The following is a 26140-nucleotide window of genomic DNA, read 5'->3' as shown; positions in this document are numbered from 1 at the left end:
GTAAGCGAAAAGCTAGGGACTGTCTGCTTTTCGCTTTAATCATTTAATTAGCTTGCTAATCGCAGTCCTAACAGCACTAACATCACAATGTTTGCAATCACACCGATTAAAAAGAAGTAACTACGCGGGCTGGGGTTTTTCTCTGTGGCAATGGCGTAATACAGTACCATATGAATTAAACGTGCAATAACGTAAACCCAAATACAGATTGCAAAAACCGAACTGTGATAATTCATCACAAAGGCAAATAAAACCGTTCCTATAAATAACGCACTGTTTTCTAATGTGTTATGAAAGGTGCGATGCGCTCTAAATATAAAACTCTCATGAGATAGGTCTTTATCAATTTTTCCTGGTACAGCCCCAGGCTGTTTGGCTTTACTAAACGTCGCCACTGCCCACTGAACTAACATCATAATTAAATATAAATAAAATGCTATAAACGCTGAATGTGCTATATCGGTCATTGTTTAATCCTTTGTGTTGTTATTAGAGTAGTAGTTACAGCAACTATCAAGCCAAAGATAAGCCACTGATGTATATAGCAATTACTTTTTAGTAAAATAATTTTTTGTAATAGATTCATTCTTTATATAAAACTTACTCTATCACAGCGTCTTAGTATTTTTTAGAGTCTGAGCGCAACTTAAAACCAGTACCAATTACGTATTTTATAATTTTTATTTTAGCATTTATTCTAAGTGTTGTTTTATGGTGTTACTGATAACGGAACGGTAAAATGAATATGATGAATAAAATAACCAAACGCTTGGTAACCTTAGCGCTATTGAACTGTGTATCAGCGCCCGCTTTTTCAGCTCAATATGAAATCGAAAAAGGTGAAAACTTGGCTAAGTTGGCACAATACAAAGACGTAGCCACCATTAAACGCAATTTCGCAAAAAAATAGCGCTTAATTACAGTGTATTAAACGCTGATCTTATACAAACGCTAAGCCAATATAAACTGGTTTTGAATGCGGATCAGCTACCGTCTTTAGGTATGCACACACAACAAAATACTCGTTTAGCAAACAACGCGTTACAACAACTGAAAGGTTTACCACTTAACCCAAGACTAAACTAAGTCAAACCCATTCGCTTAATAATTATTGCGGATGGTATCACTCCCCCATACTTCAACAGCCACCCATTAGCGCTTTAACGTTAACGGGTGGCTTTATCTTAAAGTGATTTTTTGAAAACACGCGTTATATTTAATACCAATCTGCTTGGATATGGGATCTATTTTAACGATAAGAAAATTGCTCTATAACTAGGCAAAATTTTTGATATCTAGTTGTTCTAAATGAAAAATTTTTAACAACGTTATAGGGTGATTTAATTCGTTAAATTGTTCAAATATTTATGCAGGTTGGTATATTACCCTAACCTTGCGCCACTGATTTACGAAAGCGCATTAATGCAACAGTAAAAAACACACTGCCAATAACAGTTAATGCTAAAAAGTAAGGCCAAACTACATCCCACCCTGCTCCTCGGTATAAAATAGCTTGAGCAAATTTTACAAAATGCGTTGTTGGCGCCAATAACATAATATTTTGCACCACCTCAGGCATACTTTCACGCGGCGTAACACCGCCAGAGAGCATTTGTAATGGTAATAAAATTAAGATCATCAGTAACCCGAGTTGCGGCATGGTGCGCGCCTGTGTGCCTAACAATATACCCAGCGATGTGGTCGCAAATAAATGAATAGCAACGCCAAATAAAAATAAGCCTGGCGAGCCATGAATAGGCACTTGTAACAAACCTTCGATCACAATAAATAATGAAAACGCAGTTAGTAATAAAATCACTAACCCATTGGCCCAAATTTTCGCCATCACTATTTCAAAGGGGCTTAACGGCATCACTAATAAATGCTCTAATGTGCCGTGTTCGCGTTCACGGATCACCGCGGCGCCAGTTAAAATAATCGAAATCATTGTGATCACGTTCATTAATTCCATCACGCTACCAAACCATACACTTGTCATGTTTGGATTAAACATAATGTGCGCCGATTGCTTTATTGGCAGTGAATAAACGGTTCGATAACCTTGCACAAACTCATTTACTTCGCCGTTAATAATGGTTTGAATATAGTTATCACCAATAAATGCTTGCGACATGCGCGTAGCATCTATATTTACTTGAATTGTAGGTTGCTTAGCTGCAAGTACATCACGCTCAAAATAAGGCGGAATATTAAGCACAAAAGTATAGCGGCCATTATCCATAGCTGAGTCAACATCGCTTAATGAAATACTGTCTGGCGTTTTAAAGTAAGGCTCATAAAAGGCATTAATAATACGCTTAGATAATTGCGATTGGTCGTGATCAACAACTGCAATCGGCGCATTATTTAACTCTATCGACGTGGCTGAAGCCACCACATAAATCAACCCAGTAAAAGCAAAAAAAACAAATAGCAGTAAAACCTTATCACGCCATAAACTACGCAACTCTTTAATACCTAAATTAACAATATTTCCGTGACGTTGCATGGCTATTTGTCCTGCTTTGGAAGTAAAAATACACTGGCCAGAGTCAGCACAGGTATAAAAGCGAATAAAGGCAGTAGCTGGGCTGATAAATCAGAAAAATTAAGCGCTTTATTAAAGACCCCTCGACACGCCTCTAAAAAGTAGGTAGTCGGAAACAGTTTGCCAATAATAGCGCCAAACCCTTCTAAGGAAGAAACAGGGTCAATTAGCCCACAAAAGTTAACGGCAATCATTAACACAACCACCGTAGTGGCTGCCAATGCTGAAATTTGTGTTTTTGTAAAAGCCGAAATTAACAGCCCAACTCCGGTAGTCGCTGTAACGTATAATAATGCAGCCAAACTAAGCGCCCAAAAGCTGCCTTTTAGCGCCACACCAAACACAGTAATAGCAAGTGCGACTAAGCCAAAAAAGCTGATCATACTCACTAAAATGTAAGGCAGCTGTTTGCCAATAATAAATTCCAGCCGGTTAACCGGTGTTACATATAAGTTTATGATTGAACCCAACTCTTTTTCCCGCACTACGCCAAGCGCCATCAATATCGCAGGAATAAATACTAATAGCAGTGGAATAACCGCCGGCACCATGGCCTCAATGCTTTTAAAATCTTGGTTATAACGATAGCGAGATTCAATATTAGCTGGCACTAAGTTTGGTACTTGTGCATAAGTGCGCAAAGATAAGTTGGTTAAATAGCTGTAATACAAGCCGCTCATATAACCATTAATCGTTTCTGCCCTAAACGGCATAGAACCATCAATCCACACTACAATTTCAGGTTTACGGCCGCGTTTAAATTGCTGAGCAAAGTTAGGTGGAATTTCAACGGCCACGCTTAACTCACCACTTCGCATTCGTTTATCAAGCTCTTGCGGGCTTTTAATATCTGCTCTTTGAATAAAGTAACGTGAACCTGCCATATTTTGAATGTAGTTGCGGCTCTCGGGCGATTGGTCTTGATCTAGTACCGCAAAGCTTAAATCTTCAACATCAAATGTAATGCCGTAACCTAAAATAAACAGTAAAATTATCGAGCCCAGCAAAGCAAACGTTAGGCGAATAGGATCGCGCCATAACTCTAGCGTTTCGCGATGCGCATAACCAAATAACCGCAACAAACTAAATGCGGGGTTAATGTTATTTTTACAAGTAGCGGGCGCTGAATCCAATGCTTTGGTTTTATCCGTTATCGATGCTTGTATCGCCGAGCTTGCTCCGGCTGCATTTACCGCCTCTTCTAAATATTCAATAAAGGCAGCTTCTAGTGTGTCGGTATTACGCGCTTGGCACAGTGCAGCTGGCGTATCGCTGGCAAGTATTTTACCTGCATGCATTAACGAAATTCTATCGCAACGTGCCGCTTCATCCATAAAGTGAGTCGAAATAAAAATAGTCACGCCTTGTTCGCGCGAAAGCTCAATGAGTAGCTGCCAAAAGTCATCCCTCGCAACGGGGTCTACCCCCGATGTGGGCTCATCAAGTATGAGCATTTCAGGGCTATGTACTACCGCAACAGCAAGCGATAAACGCTGGCGAATACCTAAGGGCAAATCGGTAGGAAAATCGTCACTGTATTTTTTAAGGTTAAACCGAGTAATTAAATCTTTAACGCGCGGCTCTATTTTCTCTGCAGGCAAGTGAAATAAACGCGCATGCAATACCAAGTTTTGCTTCACTGTAAGCTCGTTATAAAGCGAAAACGCTTGTGACATAAAACCAACGCGTTTGCGGCTTTCGATGTTATTGGCATCGACCTTTTCACCAAACAATTTTGCTTCGCCACTAGTTGCCGGTTGTAACCCCGTAAGCATTTTCATTGTGGTGGTTTTTCCACAGCCATTTGAGCCTAAAAAGCCAAAAATTTCACCTTGTTCAATACTCAAGCTCACCTTGTTAACGGCGGTAAAATCACCAAATGTTTTACATAATCCATTTGCTTCTATAGCGAACTGAGTTGTGATTATGTCTTGTTTACGAGGTGGCACAACTAACCGCTGATGATCATGGCGCTTTTCTTCAGGAAGTAATGCTATAAACGCCTCATCAAGCGATTCTTTATTCGTTTGCGTTTTTAGGTTTTGTGGGCTGCCCGTACCGATTACTTTTCCATCATCCATAGCGACTAGCCAATCAAAATCATCGGCTTCTTCCATGTAGGCGGTCGCAACCAGTACGCTCATCTGTGTATTTTCAGCGCGAATACTGTTTATTAATTGCCAAAATTGACGACGTGATAACGGATCAACCCCGGTTGTTGGCTCATCTAAAATTAATATTTGAGGGTCATGGATCAGTGCGCAGCACAAACCGAGTTTTTGTTTCATCCCGCCAGAGAGCTTTTCTGCGGGGCGATCGGCAAATGCCTCTAAGCCTGTACTTTTTAAAAGGTTATTAATTCGTTGTTTTCGCTCGGCTTTATTTTGAGAAAATAGACGACCAAAAAAATCTATATTTTCAAACACAGAAAGTGTTGGATACACATTTTTGCCAAGTCCTTGAGGCATGTAAGCAATGCGTGGCGACACCGTATTACGAAAACCACTGCTGCGCATATTGCCGTTTAATACCTCAACCTCCCCCTCTTGAATCGCCCTTGCCCCTGCGATAAGTGCCAGCAAGCTTGATTTTCCTACGCCATCAGGGCCTATAAACCCGACCATTTTCCCGGCAGGTAATGAAATACTAATGTTGTCAAGCACGCGATTATTAGCATAGCGATGGCTCACCTTAGTAAGCCTAACCACACTTTCACTTGATGGCTGTTGAATGTTTTTATCGTCGTTATCCATTATTCAGGCACTCGTACCTGTAATGACGTAGGCCAATTTTTTTCAGGCGCTAACAACACATAAGCAAGCCCTGGCACCCCTGTTTTTACTTGTTTGATATGATCTTTTAATAACTGCGAGTCGAGCTTTACCTTAACTCTAAACATCAGTTTATCGCGCTCGTTTCGGGTTTCTACCGATTTAGGGGTAAATTGCGCCTGTGCAGATACAAACGTCACTTTAGCCGGTAATGTATACTCGGCAATAGCATCAATAACAATGCGCGCTTGTGAGCCTATTGTTACCTTGCCCGCTTGCGCTGTTGGTAAATATATACTCATATAAACATCGGTTAAATCCAATAACGATAAAACCTTACCACCACTGCCAAGCACTTCGCCAGGTTCAGCTAATCGATACAATATGCGTCCATTGATTGGTGCTGTGAGCGTGCTGTCGGCTATGTTGCTTTGTAATCGCTCAATACGTGCCTGCGCTGCTTCTATTTCAGCATCCGACTGCACAACTTTTACGTTTGCCGCGGTTAAAGCAGCTTGCGCAATAGCAGAGGTGGTTCGTTGTTGATCAACCACTTCTTTTGAAATATGGCCTTTTTCCAATAATTTTGCAGAGCGGCGCAATTCAGTTTGTGCAAAATTAAGCTCACTTTTATGCTGCTCTACAATCGCTAATGCGTATTTACGAGACTCATTAGCAACACGAAGCCCCGCCTCAGCTTCACGTAACTGTGCATTTAAATCATCAGTGTCAATAACCGCTAACGTTTGACCCGCTTTGACCATATCGCCTTCTTGCACCATAACGTCAACTAAGCGGCCCGGTAATTTTGTAACAATATCGTACTCAGTCGCTTCAATTCGCCCATTTCCATAGGCAACACTGTTAGGGAGTTGTTCAGCAAATGATGTAGGCTGCAAGGTTTGCCAAGCATACCAGCCAGCCCCCCCCACAATGACCAAAACAGCGAGCTTACTCAAAGATTTGAACGTTGATTTAATTGTCATGTGCTAAAACTCCATGTATGTATAAAGTAATGTAAGTGAGGGTAGTCAAGGTAAAAATTTTTATGATACAGCACGCTATTTGTTATATTAAAGCAACCCTGCCTTGAAAGTACAACATGGGTAGTTGTAATAAGCAATTTAAACGAACTTAAAAATCCAGCGTCACTAATCTACCATCCTCACCGCTAATAAAGATGATGTGGATCAATATAAATTAGAGTTAATGCACTATTTATTAGTGATTTTTTAAAACAGCAGGATAAAAGAAAGGGATAACATCAACGCATCTACTGAGCGCCTTAATATTAATTATGTCAGCGGCAGATTAGCTTATAATTTTTAGTAACAAAATCCGTCACGACCTTAATGCTAAGCTAATCAATACAACGCCATGATCGGTGCTTAAATCATCACGCTCAAATTCAGGGTTAATTAAATGACGATCGTAAGTATGGTACTGGCTCACCTCAAAAAAGCTGTCGTCGTAACTTGAGTCAAACTCGCAAGATAGCAAAATGTAGTCAAGCACTGAGCTGCTCGCGCCAATATAATGGGTAGGCTTTCGCTTTAAATCTACTTTATTTTCATTATTTTGATTAGCCGAATTTAATTGCGACCTTGTAAATAACTGCCACGCGTCGTTAAGGCAATATTTTGCAAGGTAAGTTTTACTGTCAAACGTCGGGGCAAAACGCAGCGTATTAGTTAACAAATGGCTTAATACACCATCGGCTAAGTTGTTATTAAAATCGCCCATTAAAACTATTGGGTTTTGTGCAGATTCGCGGCGTGCAATGATGTCTATCATCAGCAATGTAGCCTCACTGCCGCGCTGAATTGTTGAGCCCCAACTCCCTGCTATATCGGCTTTTAATAGCTCGATAATGTTTTTTTCGGGTGTGAGATCTTGGTTTTGCTCATCGAGCTCTATCATTGAGCGTTTAGACTTAAAATGCACCACATAGCAATCGGTATTGCCGATATGCGGTAAGGTTATTGTAGCTCTAAGCACCTTTCGGCTAAATGTAAAATCCTCAGTTAAGCCAAGAGTTTTAGCAAGCTCATGGTCATGCTCAACACTCGCCACTTCAACGATGGGATATTTAGCAGCAAGCGCTACTACAGGGCGTTTGTAAATAAAGTCGTCGATTACCTGGGGCTCATCTACCACGGCAAAGTACGCATAACCTTGCTCTTTAACTAATTCTTTAAGCGACTTAATACTAAATACTTCTTGAAAGCCAATCACATCAGGCTGATGCTCGGTTAAGTAATTTACAAGCCAACGCTGCTTTTTAGCCCACTGCTCTGCGGTGTATATGCGTTCAAATTCATAATAGGCATTAGGCGGCTCGAGGTAATTAAACAAATTAAAAGTAGCAATTTTAAGGCTCGTATCAGTAATAACCGAATCGTCTGCTGTGGTGTTTAACGATGTTTTAGTGTGTGATTCAAGGTTGCTGATAAGGCTGCCCTACTTAAAATATTAAAAACGATCATAGCGGGTTATCGCTATAGTAATCTAAGCGGTGAAAATTTTTCAATATCAAATTCATAGTGTTAATTTACACTAACTTATCATTTTTTAAGGCACACGGTCATTATGGATTAATCAAACTTCGGCACTAAATTTACTCAACCTAATGGTATTACTCAGTTAATTGAAGATTTAGGCGATGCTAAAAACAGTAACAATCCAAATATTGTTATGCTCGGTGGTGGTAATCCGACCTTAGTGCCTGAGGTTAATAATTTATTATCAATGAGTTACAAAAGTTTGTTGTGAATAATACACTTTCCAACGTATTCAGACTTTACGATGGCCCTGCGGGTAATGGCAGCCAAGCCAATTTTTTTGTTATTCAATCTGTTAGCTGGCAGTATGCCTGATTGGAAGCCATAAAAAGGTTTTATTTCCGCTGGCACCTGATATGTAGGCTATGCAGATCAAAGCTTAACAGACGATATGTTTGTAGCAACAAAGCCCGATATCGAAATTTTAAATACTGAAAGTGGCTCAAACCAATTTAAATATATCATTAAATTTAAAGCTGTTGAGCAAGTATTAGCAAGCGACAGCAGCATTAGCGTACTGTGTGTCTTGCCCTACTAACCCTATAGGTTATGTCATCACTGATGAAGAAGTACAGCATCTCGATTTATTAGCTAACCTGAGCTGCACATAAGAAATGGAACTAAATGCCCTTGCGGTGATCAGATCTTTCGACCAAGAAACATAAGATTACCGAGGCAAGGGCATGAATAATTTAGATGCAATTTACCTAGATGTCGATGATTTTTGTTTATTGTTTGAACCTCAATGGCTTAAACACCTAATAGAATCAGGTGAAAAGCAACGCATTAAGCCATCTCGACTATCCTCTAGCGAAGTGATGACTATATTAATTGCTTTTCATCAATCAGGTTATCGCGATTTTAAAACTTACTACACCAAATTTGTTTGTCAGTATTGGCGACATTATTTTCCTGATTTAGTCAGTTATACACGTATGTTGAAGTTACTTCAGGCCACGTTACCTGCTCTGTGTAGCTATCTGAAGCAGCGCTTTGATAAACCAACAGGCATTGCATTTATCGATTCCACTTCTCTCAAGGTGTGTCACAACATGCGTATTCCTCGCCACCAAGTTTTCGCGGGAGAAGCCAAACGAGGCAAAGGAACAATGGGCTGGTTTTATGGCTTTAAACTTCACCTCATCATGAATGATGAAGGTGGTTTATTAGCTGTAAAAGTGACAGCTGGGAATGTTGATGATAGACAGCCGGTATTACTGTTATTTATTGATTGTATTAATTTTGTGCAAACGCGCCCCCCCCCCTTTAAATTTATATATAAGTTGGTATGCTACGCGACCTTTTTTAACATATGATTATCATCAAAAGGGTTTGCCAAGGGGCGGCTATCGCTGCAAGGCACTTTATATAAGTGGCAGCAATAATACAGGCATCGCGTTATAAAACGTTAGATGTAACTTTAAATAGCAATATGCAAAAGTACTATTAAGGTCAATTATGCGATTAGGACCAGGACTACTCGTCACCGCTGCCTTCATTGGACCAGGGACTATTACGACTGCCAGCGTGGCAGGTGCAAACTTTGGTTTTGCACTAATATGGACATTACTGTTTTCAGTTATTGCCACCATATTATTACAATCTATGGCGGCGCGCCTTGGCGTAGCCACCGGGCAAGATTTAGCGCAAGCGCTAAGAGCTCACATTGAAACGCCCCTATGTAAATCTCTCGCTATATTTTTAGTGATCAGCGCCATTGGAGTAGGTAGTGCCGCCTACGAGGCTGGCAACCTTAGCGGTGCCAGCATGGGATTAATTGAAATATTTCCTCATGTTAATGCCCTGCTTTGGACGCCACTCATTGCATTTTTAAGTGCGGTGTTACTTTACAGCGGTAAACACAAAGTTGTTGAAAACGCGCTTATTTTATTAGTGATTTTAATGAGCCTAGTGTTTATCTCTACGTTAGTTATGGCTGCTCCCTCGCTGAATGATGTGTTAGCAGGCTTTATTCCTAGTATGCCTGAGGGTTCAATTACCACGGTATTGGCATTAGTGGGCACCACCATTGTGCCGTATAACTTATTTTTGCACTCCGGCGTACTCGCTGCTAGACACGACAGTAAAAGTGATAAGCAAAAAGTTATTAAGAAAACTAATGTAGATACGGGTGTGTCTATCACCTTAGGTGGCGTGATCACGCTGGCAATTTTATCAACCGCGTCAGTGGCATTTTATGGCACAGATGCAGGGCAAATTAGCGCTGCCAACATGGCGGTACAACTTGAGCCATTACTTGGCGATGCTGCCCATTACTTTTTTGCTACTGGCTTATTTGCAGCAGGTTTAACCAGCGCAATTACAGCCCCCCTTGCCGGTGCGTATGCAGTATGTGGCATGTTAGGTTGGTCAAATAAAATGGATAACATCCGATTTAAAAGTGTCGCCATTGTTATTTTATTATTTGGTGCAGCCGTGGCGTCTCTGGGTTTAGACCCTGTTGCCGTGATAATTTTTGCCCAAGCAGCTAATGGCCTATTACTGCCTATTGTCACCACTTACCTTGTGTGGCTGGTTAACCAAAAATCAGTAATGGGCAAATACACCAACTCAATGTTGGTAAACTTGCTTACTTTACCGGTGTTAGTGCTTATTTTTGGCTTAAGTGGTTACAAGCTGTTTAGTTTGATTTTTTGATATCAAGACGCAATTTATACACACAAAAGCCGCTATATTAATAGCGGCTTTTTACATTGCAGACCAATACTGACTTAAAAGCCGCGATGCGCTGCCTTGTGCTTATTTTCCTTAATGAATTTTGCAAATACATAACCCCCTACTGCACCTGCACATAATTGCGCATAAAAACCCCAACCTCTTGCGCCTGCAATAATAGTAATATTCATAATAGATTCAATCGCAATTAACGCCGTTGCAAACGCCACCACACCAGCAATAACAAATAGTTGTGTACCTTGCTTGTTCATTTTTTTAGCAATAAACCAAGTAACCAAAAACGCGATAGCAAGTGCAACCGCAATAATAGCGCCATAGGTCGGTAGCAAGCCGAGCCAATCTTCAAGGGTTAAGTTAACACGATCATTAAAGCCCACTACAACACCTACATTAACTAATTGATTGACAACGTATTGACTATGAAACAAGCTAGCAAGAGTGAATGTTAGTAACCAAGAAACTAAAAATGACGGGAATATACGTGTTAAAAACTGCATGGTTATCTCAACTTAAAATAAAACTTTTTCCTTACACTAGCAAAGGCTTGCAGGGTAAACAATCTCTATATTGTATTACGCTACTGTCACTTTTAGCGTTTTCTTGTCACGCCAGTGCCGAGTTACCAACACAGCAATATACTGCTAGTACTTTAGCAACAGGGCTCAATTCACCGTGGAGCATGGTTAAACTCCCAAACAATACCTGGTTAATCACCGAGCGTGATGGCCATGTTGTTATCATTAAAAACAACCAACAAACCCGAGTTAAAATAAACTTCGAGGGCTTATACGTTGCAGGGCAAGGTGGTTTACTTGATGTAGTGCTTTCGCCAAATTACAGTGAATCAAAAGAAATTATATTCACTTACGCCCAAGGTGAGCTTGATGCAAACAGGCTAGTAATAGCCAAAGCCACGTTTGATGGTGCGCAATTTTCAACGCCAAAAATTATTTATAAAGTAGTCACCGATAAAGGCACACCGCAGCATTATTCTGGCCGCGCGCTTGTGTTGCCGGATAACACCTTATTATTTTCAAGTGGCGATGGCTTTGACTACCGTGAGCAAGCACAGGTTATTACCAGTCAACTTGGCAAAACATTACGCATAAACTTAAACGGCACAATACCAAGCGATAACCCGTTTATTAGCCACAAAAACGCTAACGCGCATGCCATTTATTCACTCGGGCACCGTAACTTGCAAGGCTTGGTTTATGATTACGATACCAAGCAAATTATTAGTCACGAACACGGCCCTGCAGGCGGTGACGAGCTTAACTATTTAACGGCTGGCACCAATTACGGCTGGCCAGTAATCACCAACGGTGACGATTATTCACAAGCACGTATTTCCCCCTTTAGAGACTACCCCGGAATGGCTCAACCAACCATAGATTGGACGCCCTCAATCGCCCCATCAGGCATGGCATATTATGGCGCTAACCATGCAGCCTTCCCTTCACTGCAACGTCACGTGCTTATTACTACATTGGTCGATAAAAAGCTCTACAGTGTAAATTTAGCGAATGGTGAATACACCCAGACTCATATTTTCCCAGAAGCCACAGGCAGGCTCAGAGATGTGTTTGTCACTGCTGAAGGTAATGTGGCGATATTAACGGATGGAAAAGAGGCAAAGCTGATGTTGTTTAAAGCAAATTAATTTACAAAGAGGATAAGAGACGCTGCGCTTTTAGAGCACAATAGCGGCTTGAATTAAGCCGCTTTGAAAAATTTAAGTTCTGATATCTGAAGTCAAGATTTGACCCCATTTAGTTTACATATGGAGTCAGGTTTTAAGCTTTTAGGTGTTTACCAGATAAGAAGCAATGACATTTAAAGCCGTTTTACCTTTGACTATTTCACATTCAGTTATAGCTAGTTCCGTGTCTTCTGATATTTTTAGCCAATCACTCCAATCACAGTTTTTTATTGCATTAAAATGCACAAAATATTCTTTATGATTTATACATTCTGCAAATAAAAAATTAGTTTTCCCTCCTTTGGGATTTGAAGCCACATGCTTAACATGAACAAGTGTGTGGTCACCTGATATTTCATTAACATCAATCGCATCATTAAAGGATGACTGTGAATATGATTTCCAATGCCTATTTAAAATAAACGGATTGCCTTTAATAGTTATTTCAATGAAAGCTGAAACTATAAATTTTATGTCGTTAGCGTCTTTACTTCTGGATGTATCCACAATATTGATTAAGTGTTTATCACAAAAATTTAAGAGTTGTAAACACTCGGACTCATATGCCTTAACGTAATGATTTTTGCGTAGGCAGTAGTATACCTCTTCTATTATTTTATACCCTTGCCCACATGAGGCTTGTGAATAACCATCAGTCCTAAAAACATCATCTAGTATTTTAGTTGCACTGTTCAAAGAGTTAATAGTTTCATCAAATTCCGTATTTATAATAGCCTCGACTCTACGTTTATAAGCACTAGCACGATAGGTTCCGAATAGAGCTCTAAACACATTTTCTTCTTGCCATTTTTTTGTATAATCCAAGACAGATTGGTAATCGCCATCATATAGATGACTTAAAAAGAAACCTTGATAAATAGTGTCATAAAATGGAATAAGTGAAGAATCTTTTTCAATATATTCCATAACCTCGACTAGTTTTTTATATAAAAACAATGATTTTTCAAAGTTATTTTGATCGAAATAGAAACGAGCCAATAAATAGTTACTAACCATATCATTTGAAAATGTTGTAGCTTTTATATAATAATTTTCTGCTAACCTTTTAAGCTGCATAGTCTCAAGCAGCTTTGCGTAAGATCTTAAGAAAAGGTAGTTTTCCTTGTAATGTTCCTCCTTTTCTTTGAAGCTAGAATACACTTCAGATAACCTTTCGTTTCTTGTGTTGTTTTTTGAGAATCGTAGTTTTGAAAAGTTATTCATTAATAACTTTAAACCATGATCTATATTTGGAGGTATATATTGGAAGTGCCACTCTGGAAGATTCGAGGCCTTTTGTTTGATATCTATTTCATTCGCTAGTGTAACCTGTCTGTTAAGCTTATTTTGTATCTCAGTTCTTATTTCAAGACACTTTGGGTTTATTATAAGTAGATCTTTAATAGAACCATTAATCTCATAAGATTCATTTGTTTCATTTGAACTCCTATTAATCAGTGATGTTCTGGAAAGTTCATTAATGACACTGGCAGCTTCATCGGTATTTATTTCTAAAATATCACAAATTAATTTCCTACTACTTTTTGATTCAATAAATATTAGTTCTAATATCTTAATTGCATTTGTAGATAGAGATTCAATTAAATTACTAAATGAAAAATTTGCTATATTACTTTTAGCTTCATTTATTGAAGTAGGTATCTCTTTTCCTGATAAATAAAGATCTAAGGTCATTTTTATCGCGAGGGGGTTTAAGTGGCAATCTTTAGCTAATTGAGTATATTTTTCTTGCAATAATTCATCACCACCACGATTTTTGTTATATAGGCGTGCTAAGTGAATTGCAGGCTTTTCTTTAAGCTCTTTCAATGTATAAATATATGCATTAGTAATCGATATCCGGCTGGTAACAACAATTTTCCAATCCCTAGGTAGTCGGTCTACGAAATTATGGAACAATTCATCATTATCGCGCAAAATAGTCTCTAAATTATCGATACAGATAATGATTCTCTTGTCTGCAAGCTCTGTTATTGCTTGTTCTATATCGTCAATATATTCGTCAAATATAACTCCTAACTGCTCAGCAATTTGCTTTTCAACTTCAATCATTTCAGAAGATGCATCTAGTTTAACGAACTCACCGTTTTTCCATGTCTCTGTTTTCAACGTAATATAAGAAACAGCATCTACCCACTTGGTTGACTCAGCAGTGGTAACAATATCCTTTAACAAGTCTAAAACTACAGCTGTTTTCCCGTATCCACCTGGCGCTACTATTGCAGCAGTCGATGTTCTTGCACTCATTAACTTTTCTTTTAAATCAGTTAATTCTTTATTACGACCAATTAAACCTGTTATGTCAGACTCAAACTTTACAGGGAGATTATTTGGTATGTTCCAGGTATACTTGCTTTCCCAACCTTCGGGTGGCTCTTCTATAGTTCCTTCTTCCGCAGAGTAAAGAACTGCTTTTATATTTTTAATTCCTATACATTCAAATACAGGGTCAGCTGCTATTGCTGCAACCCTATACCAATAAACATCTAAAAAAGCTCTATTTGGGTGTGCAATTGCATTTCTAATTTCAAACAAGTTTAATTCATGAGCTAGTTTATACAACCGCTTTATAGCCTCTTCCTCTGTTGTATCTTTTGTAGCCTTAATAACTAACTGAAATATATCGTCAAGATATGATTTCTCTAAAGAATCCTTAATTTTAAAATCGTGAGAAATAGAACCATCCAAGGAAATAGAATTCTCATTTTCTAGAACGTAGTTACCTAGCGATTCTTCAATAGTGTAAAGCACCATTGAAGTCTTTCTTTTTGCAATTGTTTTGTTCAAGTTAACTTCCTTATTAAAATACATAATGTTGCACTAAATACCGTTTATGTAAATAAAATATTATATCTGCTATAAATTAATAACTGACAAATATGATAAATATAAATTTTTACCTCGACTTTTATATTTTCAGTGTTTCAAGTACAGCCTAAAACAAAAAAGCCGCTGTTCATTACAAACAGCGGCTTTCTAAAGCTTATAGCTAAAAACTGACAGCTAGTATTTTACGCTTTACCAATCACTTCAAGTCCACCCATGTATGGGCGAAGTACTTCTGGTACGACTACAGAGCCGTCGGCTTGTTGGTAGTTTTCTAGTATGGCAACAAGCGTACGGCCAACCGCTAAACCTGAGCCGTTTAGTGTGTGTAAAAGCTCTGGTTTTTTAGCGCCCTCACGACGAAAACGTGCTTGCATACGGCGTGCTTGGAAATCGACCATGTTTGAACATGATGAAATTTCGCGATAGGTGTCTTGTGCTGGTAACCATACTTCTAAATCGTATGTTTTTGCTGCGCCAAAGCCCATGTCGCCCATACATAAAATTACTTTGCGGTATGGCAATTCTAGTGCTTGTAGTATTTGCTCAGCGTGGCCTGTTAACTCTTCGAGTGCTTGCATTGAATCTTCTGGTTTTACAAGTTGTACTAGTTCTACTTTATCAAACTGGTGCTGACGGATTAAACCACGTGTATCGCGACCGTAGCTGCCTGCTTCACTTCTAAAACATGGTGTGTGCGCTGTTAGGCGAATAGGTAAATCGCTTTCTTCGTAAATTTCATCACGGGCGCTGTTGGTAAGCGGTACTTCTGCTGTAGGAATAAGGCTAAAACCAGCTTGTTGCTCGCCATCATCGTTCACTAGGCCTAATGTGTGGAATAAATCGCCCGCAAACTTAGGTAATTGGCTCGTACCATAGAGGCTTGCACTATTAACCAAGTACGGTACATACATTTCTGTGTAGCCGTTTTTATCTATGTGGGTGTCTAGCATGTATTGGGTAAGTGCACGGTGCATACGTGCTACTTGGCCGCGCATTACGGTAAAACGTGCGCCACTAATTTTAACGCCCATTTCAAAGTCTAGGCCGTTTAGGTCTTGCCCTACATCAACGTGGTCTTTAACTTCAAAATCGTACTTTTTAGGTGTACCCCAAGTTAAAATTTCTACGTTATCGTCTTCGTCAGCGCCTTCTGGTACCGACTCGTCCGGTAAGTTTGGAATTGCTAAGGCAATTTGTTTAATTGCTTCTAACACTTCGTCTTGCTCAGCTTTAGCTGCGTCTAACTCGCTGCCTAAGTTAGCAACTGCGTCTAGCAATGGCTGTGCATCTTCGCCTTTTGCTTTTGCTTGACCAATGGCTTTAGCACTGGCGTTACGTTGACTTTGAAGTTCTTGCGTTTTTACTTGTAATGTTTTGCGTTTTTCTTCAAGTTCAGTCACTACCGCTACATCTAGCTCATAACCACGTGCGGCTAGACGTGCTGCAGTTTGTTCGACATCTTGACGTAAATATTTAGAATCTAACATGTTAGTTTTTTAACCTTTTTGCATTACTAGCTGAAGGCCCAGCCAAGCCATAAAAATACACACCATCACGTTTAAGATGATATTGAGGGCCATTTTAATAAAGTGACCTTGTTGTAATAACAACAACGAATCCATTGAGAATGTTGAAAAGGTGGTTAACGCACCTAAAAAGCCAATTCCGATGAGGGTTTTAGCAGGACTGACGGCAATAACTTGTTTATCTATTAAACCGTATAAAATGCCCATCAACAATGAACCCAGAATATTAACCGTCAACGTGCCAAAAGGGAATCCCCTACCGAGGAGTTTTAGCATGGTTTCGCTAATAAAAAACCGTAAACAGGCTCCTGACGCTCCGCCAAGAGCTATCATCATGTAAAGTTTAATCATGCTCATAACGTTTTATTGGGCTTTGTGCGTCGCGCTCTTTTAAATACTCGAGCTTTTGTTTAATTTTTTGCTCAAGTCCACGATCACTTGGCTGGTAGTATTGTTTGCCATCCATTTCTGGCGGTAGGTATTTTTCACCAGCAGCAAATGCGCCTTCTTCGTTATGCGCATAACGATACTCTGCACCATAGCCTAAGTCTTTCATTAAGTTGGTGGGGGCGTTTCGTAAATGCTCTGGTACGGGGTAGCTTGGCTCGTTTTTAGCGTCTTGTTTAGCTTGATTAAACGCCATATAAACCGCATTACTTTTAGGTGCACTAGCCAAGTACAAAGTGGCCTGTGCAATAGCGCGCTCACCTTCGCTTGGGCCAACACGTTGGAATATATCCCATGCGTTTAAAGCCACTTCCATAGCGCGCGGATCGGCGTTGCCAATGTCTTCTGTAGCAATTGCTAATAAGCGCCTTGCAACATAAAGCGGGTCGCCGCCACCGGCTAAAATACGGCAGTACCAGTAAAGCGCACCATCTGGCGAACTGCCTCGCACTGATTTATGAAACGCCGAAATTAAATCGTAAAATTCATCGCCGCCTTTATCGTATTTAGCTAAATGCGTAGGCAGTACTTGGCTGAGTACCTGTTCGTCAACATGAAATTGGCCGTTTTGCTCAGTGGTTAAATCCACTGCTTGCTCGAGTAAATTAAGCACTTTACGAGCATCGCCACCGCTTGCTTGGCACAGCGCTTGTTTAGCGTTATCTGCAATCACGATTTGCTTTTGGCTAAGTTGTTCGTCTTGTTTGAGTGCGCGCTCTATTACTGTGTATAAATCGCTTTCCTGCAAGGATTTTAAAACATACACCCTTGCACGAGACAAAATCGCATTATTAAGCGCAAACGAGGGGTTTTCGGTGGTGGCGCCTACAAATATAAAAGTGCCATCTTCAATGTGGGGTAAAAACGCGTCTTGCTGAGATTTATTAAAGCGGTGTACCTCGTCAACAAACATCAAAGTGCGCTGACCACGGCTTTGTAAGTTATCGCGAGCTTGGGTTACGCTATCGCGAATATCTTTTACGCCAGCGGTTACTGCCGACATTTGAATTAGTTCAGCGTCTGCATGGTTGGCAATAATTTGCGCCAGCGTAGTTTTACCTACCCCCGGCGGCCCCCATAAAATTAAACTATGGCAGCGCCCTGCTACTATCGCTTGATGAAGGGGTTTATCAGCGCTGAGTAAATGTTGCTGCCCTATGTAATCGTTAAGCGATAAAGGACGCATACGCGCAGCGAGTGGGCGCACATCGGGCCCAAAGTTAAATCCTAAATTACTCACCGTTACTCTGATCGTCTATTTCTACACCCGCTGGCGGGGTAAATTCAAAAGTTGTTTTATCAAGCTCAGTATTAACCTGTGCATTGCTAAATGTAAACGCAGACAGCTGGCCTGAATTATCTTTAACTACCAGTTTTGCAAGCCCTTGCTCGTTATCAGCAAAAGTAATATCAAGCTGCTCTACTTGGCTTTCTACCCCTTTATTTGGGGTAATGCTAAAGCCTAAGTCAGTAGCGATCACGCTGTATTTTTCCCATTGCGCAGGGTCTTTAGAGGTGAGCAATATAAACGGCGTTGAGTCAATTAAACCGCTGGTTTTCATAATAGTTACTTGCTCAGCAAAGCTATCAAAGTAATAGGTTTTATCACCGTTTGATACAAATAAAGTGTCGTCTGGGTTAGTTTGCTGCCAGCGGATCATTAATGGCTGTTGCAACGCAATATTACCTTGGCCTTGCATTACCAGTTGGCCTTCACCGTCGGTTACGTTTTGTTTAAATTGTGCTTTAAAGCTTTTTAAAGTCGATAACTTATCTTGTAATGCTTGGCTGTCGTCAGCAAAGCTTGGCATCGCCACTAAACTACCAAGCACTAATAATAAACTACTTAATTTTTTCATTAATTTGCTCCATTAGGTACTAATACATCGCGCGCACCGTTATGTCCTGGTGCACTCACGATACCTGATGTTTCCATTTGTTCTACTAATCGTGCGGCACGGTTATAGCCTACACGTAATTTACGTTGCACTGATGATACCGACACTTTACCGGTTTCTATTACAAAGGCGACCGCTTCGTCGTATAACGGATCTGACTCTTCATCGCCATTTTCGCTTGCTTCCCCTGGTAATAAAATATCTTCAGTGGCATCGCCATTTAAAATTTCATCTATGTAATTTGGTTTAGCACGAGCTTTCCAATCGTTTACCACGGCATGTACTTCATGGTCGTCTACAAACGCGCCATGCACACGCTCTGGCACACTGGTGCCTGGCGGTAAATAAAGCATGTCACCCATGCCTAATAAATTCTCTGCGCCTTGTTGATCCAGTATGGTGCGCGAGTCTATTTTACTTGATACCTGAAACGCCATACGTGTAGGTATATTCGCTTTAATTAAACCGGTTATTACATCAACCGACGGACGCTGCGTTGCCAATATTAAGTGAATACCCGCAGCACGCGCTTTTTGCGCAATACGAGCAATTAACTCTTCAACTTTTTTACCTACAATCATCATCATGTCGGCAAATTCGTCAATAACCACCACTATGCTAGGTAATTTATCTAGCTCATCTGGGCCGTCTTTCATGCCATCGGTATCTTTAAATAATGGATCCATAATTGGGTAGCCCGCTTCTTTGGCTTCCATTACTTTTTGATTGTAACCTTTTAAGTTACGTACACCTAAAGCCGACATCAGCTTATAGCGGCGTTCCATTTCACCTACACACCAGCGCAGTGCGTTAGCCGCTTCTTTCATGTCGGTCACAACTTCACATAATAAATGCGGAATGCCTTCGTAAACAGAAAGTTCAAGCATTTTCGGGTCAATCATGATCATGCGAACATCTTCAGGGCCCGATTTATACAGTAAGCTTAATATCATTACATTAACGCCCACTGACTTACCTGAACCGGTTGTACCGGCCACTAATAAATGTGGCATTTTACCTAAGTCGGCACACACAGGTTGCCCTGCAATATCTTTACCTAGCACCATGGTTAACGGCGATGGGTTTTGCTCAAACTTAGGTGCGTTTATGACTTCTGATAAACGTACAATTTCACGGTATTTATTAGGCAGCTCAATACCGATATAGGTTTTACCCGGAATAACTTCTACCACGCGCACACTAATTGCCGAAAGTGAGCGCGCTAAATCTTTTGACAGCCCAGTAATTTTAGACACCTTAATACCCGGTGCTAAATCAAGCTCAAAACGGGTAACAACAGGGCCTGGATAAACCCCAACTACGGTTGCTTGTACGTTAAAATCAAGTAATTTTGTTTCTACAAGGCGTGATACGCTATCGAGCTCTTCTTGCGAAATGGGGTTTTTTGCTTTGTCGGGTCTGTCGAGTAAATCAAGTGATGGCAATGGCCCCGGAGGTGGCTCTTGCTCTAATAATTGCTCAAACTTTTCTTTTGCAGTTGGCGGCGGTTGAAACCCTGATTTTGGCTTGTTAATTGGCCTTGCTGGTGAAACCACGGTTGTTGCTGGTTTTTCAGGTTCAACCACAGGGCTTTGATCCAGCGCGTTAAGTGCTGCTTCTGTGTCCATCGGTTCATCGTCTATGGCGCTAAAGCTAATTTCTTGATCGAGTATTTGGTCAAGTTCGTCAAACGGCATAAATTCGTCGTCTTGAGGGGCATTAACCTTAGTTGCTGGTTTATCAATTGCTTTTGGTTTGTCTGCTACTTTATTAGCAAGCTCAGGTTCTTGTTGGCGTGTATCGTTTTCAAAATAGGCATCAGGTTGCTCGTCTTGTACTTTACCTGCAGTGCGTTCGCGTTGCATCCAACCACGGGCATAGGTCACCAAAAAGCGGTATAATCGAACAATTAAATCACCTAAGTAATCAACAAATTGTACCCACGACACACCCGTTAATAGCGTTAGCCCTGCAAAAAAGAAACACAGTAGTAAAATAGAGGTACCGGTAAAATTAAACGCTGGCATCATGGCTGATGCAATCACATCGCCCACTACCCCACCGGATGAAAAATTATAAATATCATCAAAATTAATACTGCTAATAGCAGTTGCTGAGGTAATAAACAGCGCAAAACCAATAATGCGTAATCCAAGTGTGGTGTAATCGAGTTGTAAAATACGGTGTGGCTGCTTAAACACCAAGTAACCTAGCAGCTGAATAGCCGCTGGCACAAAATAGGCAAGCCAGCCAAAGGTAAGTAATAGTATGTCGGCCACCCACGCGCCCGCTGTACCCGTTATATTTTGTACGTTGGTAAATTCACCCGTTTGCGACCAAGCAGGATCGGCAGGATGAAAACTAATTAAAGCACATAAAATAAATACCGCTGCAAAGGTGCTGACGATCAGCCCCGTTTCTAATAGTCTTTGCACACCGTTTAGGCGCATAATTACCTATCCCTCATTATTATTTTTTACACTCACTTGGCAATAGAATACCTTAGCAGGAAATGTATTTTGATGCACTCTATCTTAACCATGATGGCCTGATTATGAACAAGTTTTTATTATTTAATCGGCTTTTTCCAAGCCAAGCAAAATTGACTGCAACAATAAAAGTATTTTAAAGGCTGTTACTCTATCATTAAGCAACAAAAGGACGGATCACCACGCCCTCTTCACCCTTTACTTCTTCCATGACTACATAGGTGCGGCTTTCACTCACATTGGGCAGCTTTAATAGTATATCACCGAGCACGCCGCGATATTCTGACATATCGTTAACTCGGGTTTTTAATAAAAAGTCGAAATTACCCGAAACCAAATGACATTCTATAATTTCTTTGTGCTTTCTAACAGCAGCACTAAACTCTTCAAATACGTCGGGCGATGTTTTGGTAATGGTTACTTCTACATACACAGAAAGCCCTTGACCAAGCTTGGCGGGATCAACCACTGCTTTGTAGCCTAAAATATACCCTTCTCGTTCGAGCTTTTTCACTCGCTCTAAACAGGGCGTGGCGCTTAGGCCAACTCGTCGGGCCAGTTCAACATTTGACAGGCGGCCATCAAGTTGTAATTCGACTAAAATTTTGCGATCAATACGGTCTAATAAGTTATGCATGGCTTTTTAGTTTTTTATTCTAATAAAATTAATTTTACAGATACTAACACTACAAAGAGCTTAAAAAAAGGTGAGACACACTACCCTAGCATGAATATAATAGTGAAAAATTTTTATCCCGTTCTAACAAGGCAAAATTATGATTATTGGTGTACCTAAAGAAATTAAAAACCATGAGTACCGTGTAGGTATGGTTCCTGCGAGTGTTCGCGAACTTGTAAATCACGGCCACCAAGTGATTGTTGAAACTAACGCTGGTATGGGCATTGGTTTTACAAATGATGATTATGTTCAAGCAGGCGCTGAAATTTTAGAAACAGCTGCTGATGTTTTTGCAAAAGCAGAAATGATCATCAAGGTAAAAGAGCCACAAGCTGTTGAGCGTGCAATGTTACGTGAAGACCAAATTCTTTTCACTTACCTTCATCTTGCACCGGATCTTCCACAAACTGAAGACCTTGTTAAAAGTAAAGCAATCTGTATTGCTTATGAAACTGTGACTGATTCACGCGGTGGTTTACCTCTTCTAGCGCCAATGAGTGAAGTTGCTGGCCGTATGTCTATTCAAGCAGGTGCGCAAGCGCTAGAAAAAGCAAACCACGGTCGTGGTATGTTGCTAGGTGGTGTACCAGGTGTTGAGCCAGCTAAAGTAGTTGTTATTGGCGGCGGCATGGTTGGTCGAAGCGCTGCACAAATGGCCGTTGGCCTAGGTGCTGAGGTTGTTGTACTTGACCGTAACATCGACGTATTACGTGCACTAGACGCACAGTTTGGTAATAAAGTTAAAGCTATTTATTCAACAGCTGACGCGCTTGAAAAGCACGTACTTGAAGCTGATTTAGTAATTGGTGGCGTACTTATCCCGGGTGCTGCTGCACCTAAGCTAGTGACTGCTGAACACATTAAAGCAATGAAGCCAGGTGCTGCAATTGTTGATGTTGCCATTGACCAAGGTGGTTGTATTGCTACGTCTAAAGCAACTACGCACGCTGATCCTACTTTCATCGTTGATGAAGTTGTTCACTACTGTGTTGCTAACATGCCAGGTGCTGTTCCACGTACATCTACGTTTGCACTTAACAATGCAACATTGCCGTTCATTATTAACCTTGCAAACAAAGGTTACAAAAAGGCACTACTAGATGACGCTCACTTCTTAAAAGGCTTAAACGTAATTAAAGGCCAAGTAACTTACAAAGAAGTAGCTGAAGCGTTCAATATGGAATATGTTGACCCACGCACTGCAGTAGAAAACGCGTAACTATTATTGTTACCGCTTATACCTAAGCCATAATTTAGGTATAAGCATTAAAAAAGCAGCTAATTAGCTGCTTTTTTTGTATCTAAATTTTAGGGTCTGTGGTTAACAGACCCTAATGTTATATAAATCGTTTAATAATAAAGTCGACTTTTACGCGCTTAGCTTGACCAAGCAGTTTTTTCACTGGCTGTGGGTAATCGTCCATGGTTTCTAGATCATCTGGGCCGGTTAAACGACGACAATGCTTTAAAATTTCTTGGCGTTCATTATCAATATCGCGCATGATAGATTGTTCAGGATCTTCTATCAGAATGCCATTTTCGATATCCAGCCCCCACGCGCGCGGATTTAGGTTATGCCCGCTAAGTAAATGCATTTTACGGTCGCAGCAAATCCCTTTTAGATGGAACGAGTTACTCTCGTGTTTCCAAAGGTATACGTTTAGGTTGCCATTATCTATGTGGCGTTTTTGCGATTTTACAAACTTGTGCAAAATAGTTTCGTATAAATACGGCAGTGCACCAATTTTACTAAATGGCTCGCTAGGTGGCAGATAAAAATCGTTTGCGGTTTTATCACCCACCACAATAGTAACTTGTTTACCTTGCTTTAATAACCTGCGTAAAGAGCGCATTAATGGCGCCGGAAAATTAAAATACGGCGTGTATAACACCAGCTCTTGCTCGGTGGTATCAAATAACGCTTTAATTAAGCGATTAAGCTCATTATTACGACGGCCTAATCCTAAAAATAAACGAATACCCATTGCATGAGTATTCAAGTGCTGCGCACTTTTATAGCTTGCCGATTTAAGCTCACGCATAAGTTGCTTTTGTTCAAGTTTAAAGTCAGCCATGCGTTTAAGCGGTCGTTGATCTATTCTTGGTACCGCTTCAGAGCTTAATAAAGTTGATTCAATAAAATCGACTACTGAGTCACATAATTCGCTTTGCAAGACTAAAAAGTAGCGATCGAGTCGGTATCGGTCGCTATATTGCAAATACACATTATTTAAACTGGCACCGCTGTAGAGCAATGTATCGTCTATAACAAAGCCTTTTAAATGCAATACCCCAAACAGTTCTTTTGCCTTTACGGGAACACCATACACTTGAACGTTTGAATTAAACTTCTCTAAGCTGTCGCAATATAAGCTTGCATTGCCCTCAGACTTTTCTGCACCAATTAAACCGCGCTGTGCGCGATGAAAATCAACCAGTACTTTAATTTCAAGCGAAGGGTTAGCTAACGATGCACTGTGTAGTGCGGCTAATATTTCACGACCCGCTTCATCATCTTGTAAGTAAAGTGTGGTGATATAAATTCGTTTTTTTGCGTTGGCAATTAAATCTAACAATTGCGTACGGTATTCTTGCGCATTGGTTAAGACGTTAACGTCTTTTGAAGTCAACCCAAATGCGGGTTTCTCTTGCCAAAATAACATAGTTGCCTATTCACTTAGGTCACATAATTAAGCAGTGACAAATCAAAATTAGTTAAAAGATAACAAAAAAAATCAGGCTGGTCATGAATTAACGTCGTTTTATTGGCTAACAGTCTATTTATTAGGCGGGCGCTGGCTTTAATGCATTTACCAGTACACATTAATGAACAGCTTTGTAATTTGCGAAAAAAAATAATCTCATCTTTTATTTACTTCCTGCTTGTTTTTCTTAGAATCGGGCGCATTAAAACCGTATTAAACGTTTAGGAAAAGATCATGACTGAAGCAAAACATTGTAAGTTACTTATTTTAGGTTCGGGCCCTGCTGGCTACACAGCCGCAGTTTACGCTGCACGTGCTAATTTAAACCCTGTTTTAATTACAGGTATTCAACAAGGTGGCCAACTAACGACCACCACTGAAGTTGAAAACTGGCCTGGCGATGCACACGGTTTAACCGGCCCTGCATTAATGGATCGTATGAAAGAGCATGCAGAACGCTTTGAAACTGAAATTGTGTTCGACCACATCAACAAAGTTGACGTATCTAAGCGCCCTTTCACACTAACCGGTGACCAAGGTACTTACACATGTGATGCTTTAATTATTGCAACCGGTGCCTCTGCGAAATATTTAGGCTTAGAGTCTGAGACTAATTTCCAAGGCCGCGGTGTTTCTGCTTGTGCAACCTGTGACGGCTTTTTCTATAAAGGTCAAAAAGTAGCGGTTGTTGGTGGTGGTAACACAGCCGTTGAAGAAGCGTTATACCTGTCTAACATTGCTGATGAAGTTCATGTTATTCACCGTCGTGACAGTTTCCGCAGTGAAAAAATTCTTGCTGACCGCCTTGCTGAAAAAGCTGCGAACGGTAATGTTGTAATGCACTACAACCGTACACTTGATGAAGTACTTGGTGACCAAATGGGTGTGACCGGCGTTCGCATTAAAGATGTGGCGTCAGATGCTACTGAAGAACTTGATTTAGCGGGTGTGTTTATTGCCATTGGCCATAAGCCAAACACCGATATGTTTGAAGGTCAGCTAGAAATGAAAGACGGCTACCTAGTGGTTGAATCTGGTCTTAACGGTAATGCAACCCAAACCAGTGTGCCAGGTGTATTTGCTGCTGGTGATGTGTCTGATCATATTTACCGTCAGGCGATTACCTCTGCCGGTACTGGCTGTATGGCTGCACTTGATGCAGAACGCTTTTTAGATAACTTATAAGCATACATAGCATACTTTTGGGGCTGAATTTTCAGCCCTTTTTTGTGCCCAAACATAACTGTACACAGACCAAAATTCATTG

General features: G+C 40.5%; 20 protein-coding genes and 1 pseudogene. 7 read left to right on the top strand and 14 right to left on the bottom strand.

Annotated elements, in window-relative coordinates; genetic code table 11:
- Positions 1 to 47 precede the first annotated feature (47 nt).
- Positions 48 to 467, bottom strand: coding sequence for an MAPEG family protein (locus tag MTN96_RS03290; protein ID WP_248530734.1), 420 nt, complete (start codon positions 465 to 467; stop codon positions 48 to 50).
- Positions 468 to 745: 278 nt separating this feature from the next.
- Here MTN96_RS03290 and MTN96_RS03285 point away from each other — a divergent pair, with 278 nt between their 5' ends.
- A complete protein-coding gene (locus MTN96_RS03285) occupies positions 746 to 910 on the top strand; it encodes a hypothetical protein (protein WP_248530733.1) in 165 nt (54 codons plus the stop codon).
- A 477-nt stretch (positions 911 to 1387) separates the two neighbouring features.
- Here MTN96_RS03285 and MTN96_RS03280 read toward each other — a convergent pair whose 3' ends face one another.
- The 4 genes from MTN96_RS03280 to MTN96_RS03265 form a co-directional block, all read right to left on the bottom strand.
- Entirely contained in the window at positions 1388 to 2509 is a 1122-nt protein-coding gene (locus MTN96_RS03280; protein ID WP_248530732.1) for an ABC transporter permease, read from the bottom strand.
- A 2-nt stretch (positions 2510 to 2511) separates the two neighbouring features.
- Positions 2512 to 5301, bottom strand: coding sequence for a ribosome-associated ATPase/putative transporter RbbA (gene rbbA, locus MTN96_RS03275; RefSeq protein WP_248530731.1), 2790 nt, complete (start codon positions 5299 to 5301; stop codon positions 2512 to 2514).
- Complete coding sequence (locus MTN96_RS03270) at positions 5301 to 6305, bottom strand: HlyD family secretion protein (protein ID WP_248530730.1); 1005 nt, start codon at positions 6303 to 6305, stop codon at positions 5301 to 5303. Before MTN96_RS03270 ends, rbbA begins: the two co-directional genes overlap by 1 nt.
- Before the next feature lie 355 nt (positions 6306 to 6660).
- On the bottom strand, positions 6661 to 7674 hold the full coding sequence (locus tag MTN96_RS03265) for an endonuclease/exonuclease/phosphatase family protein (RefSeq protein ID WP_248530729.1): 1014 nt from the start codon (positions 7672 to 7674) through the stop codon (positions 6661 to 6663).
- 279 nt (positions 7675 to 7953) lie between these two features.
- Here MTN96_RS03265 and avtA point away from each other — a divergent pair.
- The 3 genes and pseudogenes from avtA to MTN96_RS03250 form a co-directional block, all read left to right on the top strand.
- Positions 7954 to 8473 (top strand): annotated as a pseudogene (gene avtA, locus MTN96_RS03260) (valine--pyruvate transaminase); the annotation flags it as partial.
- A gap of 90 nt (positions 8474 to 8563) precedes the next feature.
- Entirely contained in the window at positions 8564 to 9196 is a 633-nt protein-coding gene (locus MTN96_RS03255) for an IS982 family transposase (RefSeq protein ID WP_248530728.1), read from the top strand.
- Between the two features lie 142 nt (positions 9197 to 9338).
- Entirely contained in the window at positions 9339 to 10538 is a 1200-nt protein-coding gene (locus MTN96_RS03250) for an Nramp family divalent metal transporter (RefSeq protein WP_248530727.1), read from the top strand.
- Positions 10539 to 10612: 74 nt separating this feature from the next.
- On the opposite strand, the gene MTN96_RS03245 is transcribed toward MTN96_RS03250, so the two are convergent.
- On the bottom strand, positions 10613 to 11074 hold the full coding sequence (locus MTN96_RS03245; RefSeq protein ID WP_248530726.1) for a hypothetical protein: 462 nt from the start codon (positions 11072 to 11074) through the stop codon (positions 10613 to 10615).
- Between MTN96_RS03245 and MTN96_RS03240 the strand changes: the two genes are divergently transcribed.
- The gene (locus MTN96_RS03240; RefSeq protein ID WP_248530725.1) at positions 11059 to 12240 is read left to right on the top strand and encodes a PQQ-dependent sugar dehydrogenase; all 1182 of its coding nucleotides are present in this window, start codon (positions 11059 to 11061) and stop codon (positions 12238 to 12240) included. The genes MTN96_RS03245 and MTN96_RS03240 overlap by 16 nt on opposite strands.
- Before the next feature lie 141 nt (positions 12241 to 12381).
- Here the strand turns inward: MTN96_RS03240 and MTN96_RS03235 are convergent, their stop codons facing one another.
- The 7 genes from MTN96_RS03235 to lrp form a co-directional block, all read right to left on the bottom strand.
- Positions 12382 to 15087: an NB-ARC domain-containing protein gene (locus tag MTN96_RS03235; RefSeq protein ID WP_248530724.1), complete on the bottom strand. Its 2706-nt coding sequence runs from the start codon at positions 15085 to 15087 to the stop codon at positions 12382 to 12384.
- 224 nt (positions 15088 to 15311) lie between these two features.
- On the bottom strand, positions 15312 to 16616 hold the full coding sequence (gene serS / locus MTN96_RS03230) for a serine--tRNA ligase (protein WP_248474591.1): 1305 nt from the start codon (positions 16614 to 16616) through the stop codon (positions 15312 to 15314).
- Positions 16617 to 16625: 9 nt separating this feature from the next.
- The gene (gene crcB, locus MTN96_RS03225; RefSeq protein WP_010389726.1) at positions 16626 to 17006 is read right to left on the bottom strand and encodes a fluoride efflux transporter CrcB; all 381 of its coding nucleotides are present in this window, start codon (positions 17004 to 17006) and stop codon (positions 16626 to 16628) included.
- Complete coding sequence (locus MTN96_RS03220) at positions 16999 to 18342, bottom strand: replication-associated recombination protein A (RefSeq protein WP_036982890.1); 1344 nt, start codon at positions 18340 to 18342, stop codon at positions 16999 to 17001. The genes crcB and MTN96_RS03220 overlap by 8 nt, the downstream gene beginning before the upstream one ends.
- Positions 18335 to 18961 (bottom strand): outer membrane lipoprotein chaperone LolA, encoded by a 627-nt coding sequence (gene lolA, locus MTN96_RS03215; RefSeq protein ID WP_024601693.1) that lies wholly within the window; start codon positions 18959 to 18961, stop codon positions 18335 to 18337. The genes MTN96_RS03220 and lolA overlap by 8 nt, the downstream gene beginning before the upstream one ends.
- The gene (locus MTN96_RS03210; RefSeq protein ID WP_036982891.1) at positions 18961 to 21450 is read right to left on the bottom strand and encodes a DNA translocase FtsK; all 2490 of its coding nucleotides are present in this window, start codon (positions 21448 to 21450) and stop codon (positions 18961 to 18963) included. Before MTN96_RS03210 ends, lolA begins: the two co-directional genes overlap by 1 nt.
- Positions 21451 to 21646: 196 nt before the next feature.
- The gene (gene lrp, locus MTN96_RS03205) at positions 21647 to 22126 is read right to left on the bottom strand and encodes a leucine-responsive transcriptional regulator Lrp (RefSeq protein WP_036982893.1); all 480 of its coding nucleotides are present in this window, start codon (positions 22124 to 22126) and stop codon (positions 21647 to 21649) included.
- Positions 22127 to 22265: 139 nt separating this feature from the next.
- Between lrp and ald the strand changes: the two genes are divergently transcribed.
- Positions 22266 to 23387, top strand: coding sequence for an alanine dehydrogenase (gene ald / locus MTN96_RS03200; RefSeq protein ID WP_008110075.1), 1122 nt, complete (start codon positions 22266 to 22268; stop codon positions 23385 to 23387).
- A 118-nt stretch (positions 23388 to 23505) separates the two neighbouring features.
- Here ald and pssA read toward each other — a convergent pair whose 3' ends face one another.
- Positions 23506 to 24831 carry a CDP-diacylglycerol--serine O-phosphatidyltransferase gene (pssA, locus tag MTN96_RS03195; protein WP_036982895.1) on the bottom strand — a complete coding sequence of 442 codons (1326 nt, stop codon included), beginning with the start codon at positions 24829 to 24831 and terminating at the stop codon, positions 23506 to 23508.
- 276 nt (positions 24832 to 25107) lie between these two features.
- Here pssA and trxB point away from each other — a divergent pair, with 276 nt between their 5' ends.
- Positions 25108 to 26058, top strand: a complete 951-nt coding sequence (gene trxB, locus MTN96_RS03190; protein ID WP_008110078.1) for a thioredoxin-disulfide reductase — start codon at positions 25108 to 25110, stop codon at positions 26056 to 26058.
- Positions 26059 to 26140: the final 82 nt, after the last annotated feature.

It is taken from the genome of Pseudoalteromonas sp. 2CM28B, assembly GCF_023161935.1.
This window is presented reverse-complemented; position numbering and strand designations above follow the sequence as displayed.

Bases quoted from the DNA above. Each gene is read 5' to 3' on its own strand.
- MTN96_RS03285 (WP_248530733.1), top strand. From the start codon at position 746: ATGATGAATAAAATAACCAAACGCTTGGTAACCTTAGCGCTATTGAAC.
- pssA (WP_036982895.1), bottom strand. From the start codon at position 24,831: ATGTTATTTTGGCAAGAGAAACCCGCATTTGGGTTGACTTCAAAAGAC.
- MTN96_RS03210 (WP_036982891.1), bottom strand. From the start codon at position 21,450: ATGCGCCTAAACGGTGTGCAAAGACTATTAGAAACGGGGCTGATCGTC.
- crcB (WP_010389726.1), bottom strand. From the start codon at position 17,006: ATGATTAAACTTTACATGATGATAGCTCTTGGCGGAGCGTCAGGAGCC.
- MTN96_RS03290 (WP_248530734.1), bottom strand. From the start codon at position 467: ATGACCGATATAGCACATTCAGCGTTTATAGCATTTTATTTATATTTA.
- ald (WP_008110075.1), top strand. From the start codon at position 22,266: ATGATTATTGGTGTACCTAAAGAAATTAAAAACCATGAGTACCGTGTA.
- MTN96_RS03245 (WP_248530726.1), bottom strand. From the start codon at position 11,074: ATGCAGTTTTTAACACGTATATTCCCGTCATTTTTAGTTTCTTGGTTA.
- rbbA (WP_248530731.1), bottom strand. From the start codon at position 5,301: ATGGATAACGACGATAAAAACATTCAACAGCCATCAAGTGAAAGTGTG.
- trxB (WP_008110078.1), top strand. From the start codon at position 25,108: ATGACTGAAGCAAAACATTGTAAGTTACTTATTTTAGGTTCGGGCCCT.
- MTN96_RS03270 (WP_248530730.1), bottom strand. From the start codon at position 6,305: ATGACAATTAAATCAACGTTCAAATCTTTGAGTAAGCTCGCTGTTTTG.
- MTN96_RS03250 (WP_248530727.1), top strand. From the start codon at position 9,339: ATGCGATTAGGACCAGGACTACTCGTCACCGCTGCCTTCATTGGACCA.
- serS (WP_248474591.1), bottom strand. From the start codon at position 16,616: ATGTTAGATTCTAAATATTTACGTCAAGATGTCGAACAAACTGCAGCA.
- lolA (WP_024601693.1), bottom strand. From the start codon at position 18,961: ATGAAAAAATTAAGTAGTTTATTATTAGTGCTTGGTAGTTTAGTGGCG.
- lrp (WP_036982893.1), bottom strand. From the start codon at position 22,126: ATGCATAACTTATTAGACCGTATTGATCGCAAAATTTTAGTCGAATTA.
- MTN96_RS03255 (WP_248530728.1), top strand. From the start codon at position 8,564: ATGAATAATTTAGATGCAATTTACCTAGATGTCGATGATTTTTGTTTA.
- MTN96_RS03280 (WP_248530732.1), bottom strand. From the start codon at position 2,509: ATGCAACGTCACGGAAATATTGTTAATTTAGGTATTAAAGAGTTGCGT.